This is a genomic window from Candidatus Binatota bacterium (assembly GCA_012960245.1).
In the GTDB taxonomy this organism is placed as follows: Bacteria; Desulfobacterota; Binatia; order UBA1149; family UBA1149; genus UBA1149.
The window spans coordinates 1-13,141 of record DUBO01000040.1 but is presented as its reverse complement, the minus strand read 5'-3'; the positions used below and the strand labels follow the sequence as shown (position 1 = coordinate 13,141).

The window sequence follows — 13,141 nt, the reverse complement described above, 5'->3', positions numbered from 1 at the left end:
CGGAATGAATCGTATTTTGAAGAGAGGGCTTTTGACCGTGTTGGCGGTGACCGCGGCTGGTCTTACCACGGCGGCGGGAGCATACGCCTGTGACCTGTGCTCGGTGTACACCACCGTTGCCATGGAGCAGGCTCGGCCCGGCCCGCGAGTAGGGCTGGCCACCCAGTTCAGCAGCTTCAAGAGTTTGCAGGAGGCTGGGGAGGAGGTCGATAACGACGAGGGAGAAATGCTACGCAGCTCGGTCACCCAGTTGCTCATCGGCTACAACTTCAACCCCAGCTGGGGCGTGCAGGCCAGTGTTCCGTGGATAGATCGGCGCTTTCGCCAGGCAGATGAGCCGAGCGCGACCACCGGCCGCGAGGACGGCCTGGGCGACATTGCGCTGACCGGGCGCTGGGTAGCGCTGGATCGCATAGGCGAGAACCAGTCCGTGCTGCGTGCCAGCTTGAGAGGAGGCATCAAGTTGCCCACCGGCAACAGCGATCTCCTGGCTGAGGAGCATCACGACCCGGAGATAGGACATGAAGAGCGATCGGTCTCCCGGGAGGGCGACCACGAGGGAGGGCTTCACGGGCACGACCTCGCGCTTGGCACAGGGTCGGTTGACTACCTGGCAGGCATGGACCTGTTTGCGAGTCGTGGCCGCGCGTTCGCCTCGTTGGTCCTTGATTACGCTTTACGCACGGAGGGTGATCATGACTACCAGCACGCCGACGACCTGACGATTGCGGGCGGGCCGGGCGTGTTCTTTACCCACGGTCCCACCGAGCACCGAGTGGCTATGCAGTTGATGGCGACCATGCAGAGCAAGGGGCAGGATACCCAGGCCGGCGAGAAGGTGTCGGGATCGGCTTTGACGGCCCTCTACCTGGGCCCGCGAATTCTGTATTCCTGGCGTACTTCGCTGGTGGGGCATCTTGCGCTCGATTTGCCCGCTGTGCTCAACAATTCGGGGCTTTCGCTGGTGCCTGACTACAGGTTGAGAGTTGGCCTGACCTGGTTGCTCTAGGTTGAGCTGTTTCCCCGTTTGCACATCGCCCGGCGCAGACGGGGGGCGGGTCAACTGGTCAACGGTCGGCGTGTCTGGCACAATCTGCCGATGGCCATGTCAGACAAAGACCGGGAACGTAACCGGCATACCAACATCAACCCGGCGTTCAATGCCGTGGCCCGCGATGATTTCGCGGCCATGCTCAACTCGGATCGTTATCTCGACCGCGCGCCTGAATTCGAGCCACTGATCGCGCGCACCCACGAGCACTTCTGGAACCCCGACGACCGCGACTACATAGATTTTGATATAGCTGCTCCCACCGACCTGCCACTTATCCCCATAAGCCAGATCCCCGAACGTCACTCGGCCATATGGGACACGCTGGACGAGGGCCAGCAGATCAATTTTGCCAACCAGACCACGCTCATGCGCATAAGCGGCGTGCTTCACGGCGAGCAGGGCGCGCTCAGTATCTCGACCGGCCTTGCCGACATGTTGCTCGATGCCGGGGCGGCGGAGTACGCCACTAACCAGGCCCGCGAAGAGGCCCGCCACGTGCAGGGCTTTGCGCGTTATCTCCACTCGCGCTTCGGCGAGGTCACGCCGCCCACCGAGACACTGGATCGCGTGCTCAACCAGATCGTTGGCAGCAACATTATCTACGAGAAGCTCATTGGCATGCAGATGGTCATCGAGGGCATAGCCATGGGTATTTTTGCCGGCCTGTACCAGGAGGCCAACGACCCGGTGCTCCGTCGACTGGCCCAGCTGGTGATGACCGATGAAGCCTTTCACCACCGCTTCGGGCAGATCTGGGCTCGCCTCAACGTGCCCGGGGTGGGTGACGAGATACGCAACGAGCTCGAGGACTACAGTCGCAACATGTTCGAGGACCTGCTCTTCAACCTCGTGGGCGCCGACCAGCGACGCGGCCTGTACGAGCGCTGCGGCATAGACCCCGATTTTGCGGTTGCGGCCATGTCGGAGGCCATAACCGACGACACCAGGCGCAGCTTCATGCGTGATAGTAGCAATATCTTTCGTACGCTGATCAAGACGCTATACACCGGCGGCTTGATCACTGAGCGCACTATTCCGTTCTACAGCCTGTGGGTCGACATGGACGAGATCGCCGGCGAGGGCGAGTGGAACATCGGCCAGGCAATTGCCGAGGAAGGCATCGCCGAACTCAAGCAGATCAACGAGGGCAAACGGTCGGTAATACGGCCCATCGCCAGCTGATCGAGACTCGTCAGTAACAGCGCCTGCCTGGCGCTAAGTTTGCCACAGGCCTGCCCCCCCGATCGGGGGGGGGGCGGTTATTTATGCCTTGACGCAACGTTGCGGGTGGTGACATATTTATTACTGACCGCCTGTCATCTGTCAGCCGGCTCGCTAAACAGGAGGAATTCCCAACATGACGTCAGCTCAAAGGCTCGTCGCGGTTTTTACCGTGGCGGCGTTTCTCGTACCCACCACGCTGCCTGCGCATGTCTTTTCGCCGTCGAAGGACGCGCAGAAGTGCCGCAAGACTATCAACAAGAGCGCGGGCAAGTACATGACCACCGCTCTCAAGGAGCTGGGCAAGTGCTACAAGGGTGCCATGGGCAAGGGCATACCCGCCGTGGCCTCTGATTGTGCGAGCGTCGCCACTGGTGACTTGAAGGGCAAGATTTCTGGAGCCGAGGGTAAAGCGTTGGCCGACATCGGCGGTAAGTGCGTCACCACCCTGGGCGAGACCGGTGCCCTGTCGTCCTGCCCCTGGCCCTGCGATTCGGTAGGCGCCATAGCGAGTTTTTCGGATCTCGCTTCCTGCCAGGTCTGTCTTGCCAGGACCGAGGCCGAGGCCATGACCGCGGCCACCTTCGGTAGCGCTGGCGCGAGCCTGTCCAAGGACCAGCAGGGTTGTCTCAACACCATGTCCAAGGGCGGTGGTAAGATGGCAAAAACCGTACTCAAGACGATCGCGAAGTGCTACGAGTCGGTGGATAAGGGAAAGTCTTCGGCCGACTGCAGCGACCTCGCCCAGGCCGACTCCAAGGGCAAGATCACCAAGGCCGCCGGCAAGATGGCTGATGGTGTGAGCAAGAAGTGTAGCGACGCCACCCTGTTATCCCTCGATGCTTGCGCGGGCGCGGCCAGCTCTGTGGCCCTGGCCCAGGCTTGCATGGGGGCGCTCTACCAGGATGGGTCGGTCGTCTCTGCGCACACCATAACCGGATCCTGCGGTACCGATGGCACGTGTGACGACGCCGACGAGGGCGCCATTACCTGCCCGGTCGACTGCAGCCAGGTAAACGAAGAAGTGCAGGACATTTTCACGGACAGCTGTGCCACGCTCGGTTGCCACAACTCGGCCAGTTCCCTCCCCGGGGGGGGGCTCGTGCTGTCGGCGGGCGTCTCGGGTGCGCAAACCGTAAACGTAGCCTCCACAGAACAGCTTGCCACTGACCGGATCGAACCGGGGGATCTCGTGAACAGCTGGCTGTACACCAAGATTACCCAGAACCCGCCGCCCTTAGGCCTGCCCATGCCACCATTAGCGGCCCTGTCAGCTTCCGACATAACCACGATCGGTGACTGGATAACCGCCGTCACCGACTGTGGTGACGGCACATGTGACGCCGCCGGTGGAGAGAATCTCACCAACTGCTCGATGGACTGCGGCCCGCGCTTGCCCGACGCCGTGCAGGCCATAATGGATACGAACTGCGCCACATCGGGCTGCCACGATTCCTTCACGGCCTTCCAGGGCCTCGACCTTTCTGCCGGTGGTGCGGGATCGGCGCTTGTCGGGGTAGCTTCCACGCAGGTCGTATCCACCCTGGTGGTGCCGGGCGATTCGCTCAACAGCTATCTCTACGAGAAGATCTCGTCGGCGTTGCCCGGCTTCGGTTTTCAGATGCCCTTTGCGCTGCCGGCCATGTCAGCACCTGACCAGCAGGTCATACAGGACTGGATAGACGACGGCGCCCTGACCCAGTGGTAGGAACAAAAAGGGGGAGGCGCTGCGGTGTGGCCGCGCCTCCCCCACTCCTATCGGGGAATCCCCTCAGAGTTCAGAGCCTGGAGCTTAGATCTGGATCTGCATGCCCAGGCGCACACTGTTGAAGCTGTCGCCGCTGCCTGCAGGATCCTCTTCACCGAACACCAACGACACCCGGCTGTTGTGGCCGTCCATGATGTAGTTGACCCCGAGCTCCCATAGCTCGGTCGCGTCTGTGTCGGCCTCGTTCTCGTACTCCTGCCAACGGAACATCGGCTGCCACTTGCCCTCAAGCGGGCCTATGCTGCTCGTTTCCGGGCAGAGCCAGCTCGCGAGCACGAAGAAACCGTCACCCTCGGCCGTGCCACCGGTGGCACCGTCAGAGTCGTAGTCGTAGAAAGCGCCTTCCAGCGTGGCTACGCCCATCTCGAGGTTCTTCTCGGCCAGGACGTCGATGTTCCAGCCGTTGAAGTCACCCGTTCCGCCCGAGATGCCGTCACCCGCGCCGTCGGACTGGCTCATGGCTACGAGGCCAATCGCGAGTACGTCCTTCGACCCGTAGTAGGTACTCGAGTTGTAGTAGCCCGGCTCGGGATCCCACAGGTTCAAGGTGAGACGGCCGGCAAACAGAGGGTTGTCTTCGTCGTTGTTGACACCCTGCGAACCCTCGAAGGCACCCACCTGGTACTTGAAGGCACCGCCGCCGGTCTGTCCCCACACCGCTACGCCGTTATCGCGCCCGGCAAAAATGGCAGGGTACTTCTGGGCGATGGGGAAGGTCCAGGCATTGAGGAAATACGGCCCGCTCAGGTTGCTGCGATCCGACGGAGGCAGAAAACGCCCACCCCAGACTTCAAACAGATCGTTGAGCTTTACCTTCACCACCGCGTCGAGCAGCTTCACGTCGTCTTCGGTGGCGTCCACGTTGCCCTCGAAGCTGATGTAGTCGTTCAACGATCCCGAGCCGTACAGGCGCAGGGTCTCCAGGTTGAAGTCGTTTGAGCGATCGGCGCCACTGGGCGCGCCGTCTTCCACGCTGTTGTAGCTGGCCCTCAATCCCACCCCGAGGCTGTAGGATCCGTCGCCTACGTCCTGGCTGATCCCGGCCTGGGCGGCCACGACCGAAAGCCCGAACAGCAGGGCCACGGCGAGGCCGGTACCGGCTGATTTTCTGTATACGTTCACTGTTGAGTTTCCTCCCTTTTTTTGTGGCCGGTCTCCCGGCGTGCTTTCTGATAACTCGCGTGTAGTGGTAACTCGTGTGCAGTGCAATTTTGATACCGCTCTCGGCCTGCCCGCCGACACCCGCGGGCTGTCTTTTGCCGGCCACCTGGAGGCCAACGGGGCACTGATTGCCTGTTGAACGGGCAGTCGGCTGCTGTTGCATGCAGCAGTTACCAGCAGCCCGGGCCGCTGCGGGCCCGTATAACAGCCAGAAAGCAGGCCTGCCGTTGGCCCCTTTATTGCTCTGCAGGGGGAGGGGAGATGTGTGACAGCCGGGCTGGACGGGCTTTCGTCCGAGGCCCGCGATGACCGGGACTTAACTTGAAATGATAAAAGGAGGAATACTAAATATGTTCAGCTACAAGAAGGTGGCGCTGCTGGCCGCGGGCGCTTTGATATGCGTGGGCGTGGCCGCGGGTTCAGCCCAGGCAAAGAAAGACACGATAAAGGTAGGCGTGCTGCACTCGCTGTCGGGAACGATGGCGATAAGCGAAGTGACGCTCAAGGACACGGTCCTTATGATGATCGATGACCTCAACCGCAACGGCGGCTTGCTGGGTCGCGAAGTGGAGGCCGTGGTCGTTGACCCGGCATCGGACTGGCCGCTGTTTGCAGAGAAGGCCAGGGAGCTGGTCGAGCAGAAAAAGGTCGACGTTGTATTCGGCTGTTGGACATCGGTGAGCCGCAAGTCGGTGCTGCCGGTTTTCGAAGAGCTCAACGGGCTGCTGTTCTACCCCGTGCAGTACGAGGGCGAAGAGTCTTCGCGCAACGTGTTCTACACCGGCGCGGCGCCCAACCAGCAGGCCATCCCCGCGGTGGAATACCTGATGGGCGAAGAAGGCGGCGAGGCCGAGCGTTGGGTACTGCTGGGGACCGACTACGTGTACCCCCGCACCACCAACAAGATCCTGCGTGCGTTCCTGCGCAAGAAGGGCGTCAAGGAGTCCGACATCTTGGAAGAGTACACGCCGTTTGGTCACTCGGACTGGCAGACCATCGTCAGCCGCGTGAAAAAGTTTGCCAACGAGGGCAAGCGCACCGCGGTGGTGTCCACCATCAACGGTGACGCCAACGTTCCCTTCTACAAGGAGCTGGCCAACCAGGGCATCTCGGCCGAGGACATTCCGGTCATTGCCTTCTCGGTGGGCGAAGAGGAGCTGTCGGGCATAGACACGAGCAACCTCGTGGGACACCTGGCCTCGTGGAACTACTTCATGTCGGTGGATTCTGCCGAGAACGAGTCTTTCATCAAGAGTTGGCAGAAGTTCATCAAGAACGACAAGCGCGTGACTAACGACCCCATGGAGGCCCACTACATAGGCTTCAAGATGTGGGCGCAGGCGGTTCGCCAGGCTGGCTCGACCGATGTCGACGCGGTCAGGCAGGCCATGTACGGGCAGGAAGTACGTTCGCTCAGCGGCTACGACGTGGTGATGAACACCAACCACCACTTGTCCAAGCCGGTGATGATAGGCGAGATCACTTCCGACGGGCAGTTCGACATCGTGTGGCAGACCGACGAGACGATCAAGGCCGACGCCTGGAGCCCTTTCATTCCTGAAAGCGCTAAGCTTACTGCCGACTGGTCGTATCCCTGGGTCTGCGGCAACTGCGCGAAGCCCAAGTTCAACTAGAAGCTCGATTCAACTATGCCTCCCCCGTGGGGGGGGGCTGCAGAAACAAAGCCCGGGGAGGCGGCAAGCGCCGTCTCCCCGGGTGACATTCCAGGCCGGTGCATTGACCGGCGTTCAGGAAATCACCGGGCGAGCTGGGAGGATGAGACACTTCTACAACTACTTCTCGCGCCCAGCTTCTGCCCTCCTGCTGTTGCTGGCAGTGGCGGCACCCTTGCAGGCTGCTCCTTCCGAAGCCGTGTCTTTTGACGCCGCGGCCGCTGGCCTGGCTTCGTCGAGCTACAGCGATCGTATGGAGGCCATAAAGACCCTTGGTGCCATGGACGATCCGCGAGCCTCGGGAGTGTTGGGCTCCATGCTCGAGAGCCGGCTGTACCGACGCTTGTCGGACGATCGGCTGGTCGACGCCCGTCGCGAGGGCAGCGCCTACCTGCTCAGCGATCCCAGCACGGGTGAGTCCCTGGGCGAGGCCGGCTCGCGCGACATACGCAAGATCTCGGTCAACAACTCGCTGCGTGGCGCAATCCGTGCGGTTCTGAGCCGCATGGACCTGTTCAGCGAGGACCTCGAACGTCGTCGTGCAGCGGTGGAGGCGGCTACCGGTTATCCTTCCAGTGAGATGGCCGATTCGCTGGCTCAGGCGCTGGCCAATGAAGCCGATGCCGATCTCAAGGCCGCCATGGAGATAGCGCTGGCGACTTCGCGCCTGCTGAGCACTGACGCTGCCACGAGACTGGCCGGCCTCGAGACGTTGTCGGAATCCACTGGCTCCGAGGTGCGCGCCATGGTTTCTCGCCTGACCGAAACCGACGCCGACGGCGAGTTCTACGAACCCGACCCGCGTGTGCGTGGGGTGGCGTCAGGCATCATGGCCGACATGGAGGCCCGGATGCGCATGCTTGAGAATGTGGGCAAGCTCTACCAGGGTCTGAGCCTGGGCTCGGTGCTGCTCATCGCCGCGGTGGGGCTGGCTATCACCTTCGGCGTGATGGGGGTCATCAACATGGCCCACGGCGAGATGATCATGCTGGGTGCCTACAGCACCTTCGTGGTCCAGGAGCTGTTTCGCGACTACCTTCCCGCCGACCTCTTTTATCTCTACCTGCCGGTGGCGGTACCTGTGGCTTTTCTCGTGACCGGCCTGGTGGGTATAGCGCTGGAGCGCGGGATCATACGATTTCTTTACGGCCGCCCGCTCGAAACCCTGCTGGCAACCTGGGGTGTGAGCCTGGTCCTGCAGCAGGCGGTGCGCACGGTGTTCGGGGCGCCCAACCGCGCCGTCGAAAATCCTTTCTGGATGACCGGCGGTTTTGAACTGGCTGGCGTGGTAACGCTGACCTGGAACCGGCTGGTCGTGATCGCCTTTGCGCTGGCGGTGCTGGCCGCGCTCGGCCTGCTGCTGCGCTACACGGCCCTGGGCCTGCAGATGAGAGCTGTGACGCAGAACCGCGAGATGGCTTCGGCCATGGGCATCAAAACCGGTCGCGTGGATTATCTCACTTTCGGCCTGGGCTCGGCCATCGCGGGTGTGGCCGGCGTCGCCTTGAGCCAGATTGGTAACGTGAGCCCCAACCTGGGCCAGTCCTACATCATTGATTCCTTCATGGTAGTGGTCTTCGGCGGGGTGGGAAGCCTGTGGGGAACACTGACCGGGGCGATGAGCCTGGGCGTGATCAACAAGTTTCTCGAACCGGTGGCAGGAGCGGTGCTGGGTAAGATCCTGGTGCTGGTGTTCATCATCATCTTTATACAGCGACGCCCGCGCGGACTGTTCGCCATGAGCGGCCGGGCGGCCGAAGACTGAGCGATGGCGAGCCACGCAACGACACGATGAACTGGCAGGCGAACAGGTTGGTATCGGTTATGGATCGGCGCGGCTGGGCCCGCTTTGGCGGCCTGTTGGCGTTGGCCTGCCTTGTGCCCGCGCTCAACCTGGCCTTTGAAGACGGCTCGGTCCTGCACCTGTCGGGTTACACTGTGACCCTGCTGGGCAAGTATCTCTGCTACGCCCTGCTGGCGCTGAGTCTTGACCTGGTGTGGGGCTACGCCGGCGCGCTGAGCCTGGGCCACGGCGCCTTCTTTGCGCTCGGTGGCTACTCGATGGGCATGTACCTGATGCGGCAGATCGGCACGCGCGGTGTCTACGGCAACGCGCTGCTACCTGATTTCATGGTTTTTCTCGACTGGAAAGAGCTGCCCTGGTACTGGCTCGGCTTTGACCATTTCTGGTTCGCCCTGCCGATGATGATGCTTGTACCGGGCCTGCTGGCGCTGGTGTTCGGCTGGTTCGCGTTTCGTTCGCGGGTGTCGGGCGTTTACTTTGCGATCATCACCCAGGCCATGACTTACGCGCTGCTGCTCGCATTCTTTCGCAACGACATGGGCTTTGGCGGCAACAACGGCATGACCGATTTCAAGGAGCTCGCGGGCATGGACCTGCAGCTGGCCACCACCAGGGCCGGCCTGTACATGGCTTCGTTGCTGGCGCTGGCCGGGGGCTACCTCGTGAGCCGCGTGGTGGTGTCGTCCAAGCTCGGCCGGGTGGCCACCGGTATACGCGACGCCGAGAGCAGGCTGCGTTTTCTCGGCTACCGGGTGGAAAACTTCAAGCTGTTTCTCTTCGTGCTCTCGGCCATGATGGCCGGCTTAGCGGGGGCTCTCTACGTGCCGCAGGTCGGCATCATCAACCCCGGCGAGTTCTCGCCGGCCAACTCCATAGAGGTAGCCATCTGGGTGGCCGTGGGTGGTCGCGGCACGCTCTACGGTGCGATAGCAGGAGCGCTGGCGGTGAACGGTTTCAAGACCGTGCTTACCGGGTTGATGCCCAACGCGTGGTTGTTTTTTCTGGGCTCGTTGTTCGTGGTGGTGACCCTGGCCATGCCCGGCGGCCTGGTGGGAGTGGTGGCCAGCCTGCGCTCCCGTCGTGAAAAACGACGGGCTGTCTCTCGCGTGGACACCAGCGAAGTGGCCGGCGAGCAGGGGGACACGCAGGATGGCTGACGGCAGCGTAAGCCAGGGAAGGGTCAAACCGGTCGCCACCGGCTCTATGCTCTACCTTGACGGGGTCACGGTGAGTTTTGACGGCTTCAAGGCGCTCGACAACCTGAGCCTGGTGCTTGCCCCCGGCGAACTGCGCTGCATTATCGGGCCCAACGGAGCGGGCAAGACCACGATGATGGACGTGGTTACCGGGCGCACGAAGCCGGACAAGGGCGAGGTTATTTTTGACGGGGGGGTCAACCTGCTGCCACTCGACGAAGCCGCGATAGCCGAGCTCGGCATAGGCCGCAAATTCCAGGCGCCTACCGTGTTCGAGGCTCTCAGCGTGTTCGAGAACCTGGAGCTGGCGCTCAGGAACGACCGCTCGGTGTTTGCTACGCTGGCTGCCGTGCTCAGCACGGAGCAACGCGAGCGCATAGAAGAAGTGTTGCAGACCATCGACCTGCTCGGCATTCGCTTCGACGAAGCGGCTACCCTCAGCCACGGGCAGAAGCAGTGGCTGGAGATCGGCATGCTGCTGGTGCAGGATCAGAAGCTGATGTTGGTCGACGAGCCTGCGGCCGGCATGACCACCGGTGAACGCGAGCGTACCGTGGAGCTGCTCACGGCCATAGCCGGCGAGCGTACGGTTGCGGTGGTGGAGCACGACATGGAATTTGTCCGCGCGCTGGCGAGCAAGGTGAGCGTTCTCCACGAAGGTCGCCTGCTGGCCGAGGGCAGCATCGACACCGTGCAGGCCAACGAAGAAGTAATCGAGGTCTATCTTGGTCGCTGATCGCAACACGGGAAGGCGGGCTCCATGCTGAGCGTAAAAGAGCTGCACCTGTTCTACGGGGCGAGCCATTGCCTGCGCGGTGTGTCACTCGACGTTCGGCCGGGTGAGGTCACCTGCCTGCTCGGGCGCAACGGGGTAGGCAAGACCAGCCTGCTGAGAGCGATTTTCGGGCTCGAGTCGACGGCACGCGGCAGCATCAGCTGGCGTGGTAAAGACGTGACCAGGATGCCCGTATACCAGCGCGCGCGGTCGGGCATGGCTCTGGTGCCGCAGGGCCGAGAGATATTTCCGCGCCTGACCGTCGAAGAAAACCTCCAAACCGGTTACTCGGGCATGGACAAGATAGACAGGCACGTTCCCAACGAGGTCTGGTCACTGTTCCCGGTGCTTGACGAAATGCGTTCGCGCCGGGGTGGTGACCTGTCGGGTGGGCAGCAGCAACAGTTGGCTATCGCGCGCGCGCTGGTTACCCGGCCCGGGCTGCTCGTGCTCGACGAGCCGACCGAAGGCATACAGCCTTCGGTTATCAAGCAGATAGAGGAAGTCATACGCATGCTCGCCTCTCGCGGCGAGATGGCCATACTGCTCGTGGAGCAGTACTTCGATTTCGCCCGCCGCCTGGCCGACAGTTACGCGGTGATGGAAGGCGGCCGCCTGGTCGTTGAGGGTCGTGGCGAGGACATGGACGAGGCCGAGGTGCGCGCCCACCTAACGGTATGACGACGGCAGTCACAGCGCCGAACACGCAGCCGGCGCCCTCGGTAGTCGCGTCCCCTGGAAGCACGGCGCCGCTGCCGGCGGCTGCCACCGAGGGCGAAGTCTCGCTGGCGCTGGCCGTCAAGCGCTCGGACACTGTTGTCACCCGGCGTTACCAGCGCGCGCCCTTGCGTGTCTTCACCCCGCGCTCCGACGAGAGCGGCCTGCTGCAGGCCGTCGTCGCCAACATTTCGGGTGGCCTGGTCGGTGGCGACCGCCTCGAGGTCAAGGTTGAGCTCGGCCCCGGCGCGCGGGCGCTGGTGCTGGGGCAGGCGGCTGAGAAAGTGTACCGGGCACTGCCTGGCAGCCACTGCAGTCTCGACACCCGCCTGGAGGTGGGCGAGGGTGGCTGGTTGGAGTACATGCCGCAGGGAACCATACTGTTCGACGGTTGTCGGCTGCGACGACAGACAACCGTTTGCGTACAGGGTGACGCCCGCGCCCTGGTCGGCGAAATGCTGGTCCTGGGAAGGGTATCGTCGGGCGAGGAGCTGGGCGACGTAGCTTTCAACGAGAGCTGGACGGTGAAGGTCGACGGCCGACTGGCCTGGGCCGATCGACTGCGCCTGCCCGAGGGGCAGGCCTGGTTGCTCTCGACGCGCGCAGGTTTCGGCGGGGCACGGGCGCTGGCCACGCTGCTCTACCTTGCCCCGGACGCGGCCGGGCAGCTTGATACGGCAAGGCAGGTGATAGCAGACTGCGCGCAGGGAACGAGGGCATCGGTGTCCTGTCCCGGACCGTTGCTCGTGCTGCGCTTGCTCGACGAGGATCCGGCCCGTTTGCGCGAGGCGCTGGGCAGGTGCTGGGCCGCGCTGAGGCAACGACTCGCGGGGCTGGTAGAGATGACGCCGACCGTGTGGTCGGCCTGATCGGGTTGTTCCGAAAGAGGAGACTGAAGCGATGAATCTTACACCGAGGGAACGCGACAAGCTGCTGGTGGCCACCGCTGCCATGGTGGCCAGGCGCCGGCTGGAGCGCGGCGTCAAGCTCAACTACCCGGAGGTCGTCGCCTTGGTGTCCGACTTCGTGCTCGAAGGCGCGCGCGACGGCTGCACCGTGGCCGAGTTGATGGAGGCGGGTGCTACCGTGATCGCGCGAGAGCAGGTCATGGACGGCGTGGCCGAAATGGTTGCCGAGGTACAGGTCGAGGCGACCTTTCCCGACGGCACCAAGCTGGTGACCGTGCACGAGCCAGTGCGATGAGGGCGCCGGTTGTAAGGACTGCGCGACCAATCGACGAGGGGGGCGAGCAGTGAAGCCGGGAGAAATCATAACCGCCCAGGGCAGCATCGTTATCAACGAGGGATTGCAGGCCACCACGCTGAAGGTGGCCAATACCGGCGACCGCCCGGTGCAGGTGGGCTCGCATTATCATTTTTACGAGGTCAACGAGGCCCTCGACTTTGACCGCGAGGCGGCGCTGGGGCAACGGCTCGACATACCCGCTGGCACGGCCGTGCGTTTTGAGCCCGGGCAGTCTCGGCAAGTAGACCTGGTGCCTTACCGCGGCTCGCGCGAGGTCTACGGTTTTAACGGTAAGGTCATGGGGCCGCTGTCGGTCCAGGGCAGTGGCGACGGGGGAGGCGACTGACATGGCGCGCGAGATTTCGAGACGGGCTTACGCTGACATGTACGGCCCCACGGTCGGCGACCGTGTGCGGCTGGCCGATACCGAGCTGATCATCGAGGTGGAGGAAGACCGCACCACCTACGGCGAGGAAGTAAAATTCGGCGGCGGCAAGGTCATACGCGACGGCATGGGGCAGTCGCAG

Annotated in this window: 13 protein-coding genes; 12 read left to right on the top strand and 1 reads right to left on the bottom strand. The window is 62.9% G+C overall.

Annotated elements, in window-relative coordinates:
* Positions 1-4 precede the first annotated feature (4 nt).
* The 3 genes from EYQ35_06585 to EYQ35_06575 all read left to right on the top strand — a co-directional run bounded on the left by EYQ35_06585 (position 5) and on the right by EYQ35_06575 (position 3,983).
* Positions 5-1,009, top strand: coding sequence for a hypothetical protein (locus EYQ35_06585; protein ID HIF63800.1), 1,005 nt, complete (start codon positions 5-7; stop codon positions 1,007-1,009).
* 90 nt (positions 1,010-1,099) lie between these two features.
* A complete protein-coding gene (locus tag EYQ35_06580; protein HIF63799.1) occupies positions 1,100-2,236 on the top strand; it encodes a ferritin-like domain-containing protein in 1,137 nt (378 codons plus the stop codon).
* Positions 2,237-2,411: 175 nt separating this feature from the next.
* Positions 2,412-3,983 (top strand): hypothetical protein, encoded by a 1,572-nt coding sequence (locus tag EYQ35_06575; protein ID HIF63798.1) that lies wholly within the window; start codon positions 2,412-2,414, stop codon positions 3,981-3,983.
* A gap of 84 nt (positions 3,984-4,067) precedes the next feature.
* On the opposite strand, the gene EYQ35_06570 is transcribed toward EYQ35_06575, so the two are convergent.
* Positions 4,068-5,165 (bottom strand): porin, encoded by a 1,098-nt coding sequence (locus EYQ35_06570; protein ID HIF63797.1) that lies wholly within the window; start codon positions 5,163-5,165, stop codon positions 4,068-4,070.
* Between the two features lie 389 nt (positions 5,166-5,554).
* Between EYQ35_06570 and urtA the strand changes: the two genes are divergently transcribed.
* The 9 genes from urtA to ureC form a co-directional block, all read left to right on the top strand.
* Complete coding sequence (urtA, locus tag EYQ35_06565; GenBank protein HIF63796.1) at positions 5,555-6,838, top strand: urea ABC transporter substrate-binding protein; 1,284 nt, start codon at positions 5,555-5,557, stop codon at positions 6,836-6,838.
* 142 nt (positions 6,839-6,980) lie between these two features.
* Entirely contained in the window at positions 6,981-8,642 is a 1,662-nt protein-coding gene (gene urtB, locus EYQ35_06560) for an urea ABC transporter permease subunit UrtB (GenBank protein ID HIF63795.1), read from the top strand.
* 26 nt (positions 8,643-8,668) lie between these two features.
* Positions 8,669-9,838 carry an urea ABC transporter permease subunit UrtC gene (gene urtC, locus EYQ35_06555; GenBank protein ID HIF63794.1) on the top strand — a complete coding sequence of 390 codons (1,170 nt, stop codon included), beginning with the start codon at positions 8,669-8,671 and terminating at the stop codon, positions 9,836-9,838.
* On the top strand, positions 9,831-10,613 hold the full coding sequence (gene urtD / locus EYQ35_06550; protein HIF63793.1) for an urea ABC transporter ATP-binding protein UrtD: 783 nt from the start codon (positions 9,831-9,833) through the stop codon (positions 10,611-10,613). Before urtC ends, urtD begins: the two co-directional genes overlap by 8 nt.
* A gap of 24 nt (positions 10,614-10,637) precedes the next feature.
* A complete protein-coding gene (gene urtE, locus EYQ35_06545; protein ID HIF63792.1) occupies positions 10,638-11,333 on the top strand; it encodes an urea ABC transporter ATP-binding subunit UrtE in 696 nt (231 codons plus the stop codon).
* The gene (locus tag EYQ35_06540) at positions 11,330-12,238 is read left to right on the top strand and encodes an urease accessory protein UreD (protein ID HIF63791.1); all 909 of its coding nucleotides are present in this window, start codon (positions 11,330-11,332) and stop codon (positions 12,236-12,238) included. The genes urtE and EYQ35_06540 overlap by 4 nt, the downstream gene beginning before the upstream one ends.
* 31 nt (positions 12,239-12,269) lie before the next feature.
* On the top strand, positions 12,270-12,572 hold the full coding sequence (locus EYQ35_06535) for an urease subunit gamma (protein HIF63790.1): 303 nt from the start codon (positions 12,270-12,272) through the stop codon (positions 12,570-12,572).
* Positions 12,573-12,621: 49 nt separating this feature from the next.
* Positions 12,622-12,960: an urease subunit beta gene (locus EYQ35_06530; protein ID HIF63789.1), complete on the top strand. Its 339-nt coding sequence runs from the start codon at positions 12,622-12,624 to the stop codon at positions 12,958-12,960.
* Position 12,961: 1 nt separating this feature from the next.
* On the top strand, positions 12,962-13,141 hold a 180-nt coding region (gene ureC / locus EYQ35_06525; GenBank protein HIF63788.1), incomplete at its 3' end, for an urease subunit alpha.

Excerpts from the sequence above, each read along its gene's own strand:
- urtB (HIF63795.1), top strand. The coding sequence starts at position 6,981 with ATGAGACACTTCTACAACTACTTCTCGCGCCCAGCTTCTGCCCTCCTG.
- EYQ35_06535 (HIF63790.1), top strand. The coding sequence starts at position 12,270 with ATGAATCTTACACCGAGGGAACGCGACAAGCTGCTGGTGGCCACCGCT.
- EYQ35_06575 (HIF63798.1), top strand. The coding sequence starts at position 2,412 with ATGACGTCAGCTCAAAGGCTCGTCGCGGTTTTTACCGTGGCGGCGTTT.
- urtC (HIF63794.1), top strand. The coding sequence starts at position 8,669 with ATGAACTGGCAGGCGAACAGGTTGGTATCGGTTATGGATCGGCGCGGC.
- EYQ35_06585 (HIF63800.1), top strand. The coding sequence starts at position 5 with ATGAATCGTATTTTGAAGAGAGGGCTTTTGACCGTGTTGGCGGTGACC.
- urtA (HIF63796.1), top strand. The coding sequence starts at position 5,555 with ATGTTCAGCTACAAGAAGGTGGCGCTGCTGGCCGCGGGCGCTTTGATA.
- urtE (HIF63792.1), top strand. The coding sequence starts at position 10,638 with ATGCTGAGCGTAAAAGAGCTGCACCTGTTCTACGGGGCGAGCCATTGC.
- urtD (HIF63793.1), top strand. The coding sequence starts at position 9,831 with ATGGCTGACGGCAGCGTAAGCCAGGGAAGGGTCAAACCGGTCGCCACC.
- EYQ35_06540 (HIF63791.1), top strand. The coding sequence starts at position 11,330 with ATGACGACGGCAGTCACAGCGCCGAACACGCAGCCGGCGCCCTCGGTA.
- EYQ35_06580 (HIF63799.1), top strand. The coding sequence starts at position 1,100 with ATGGCCATGTCAGACAAAGACCGGGAACGTAACCGGCATACCAACATC.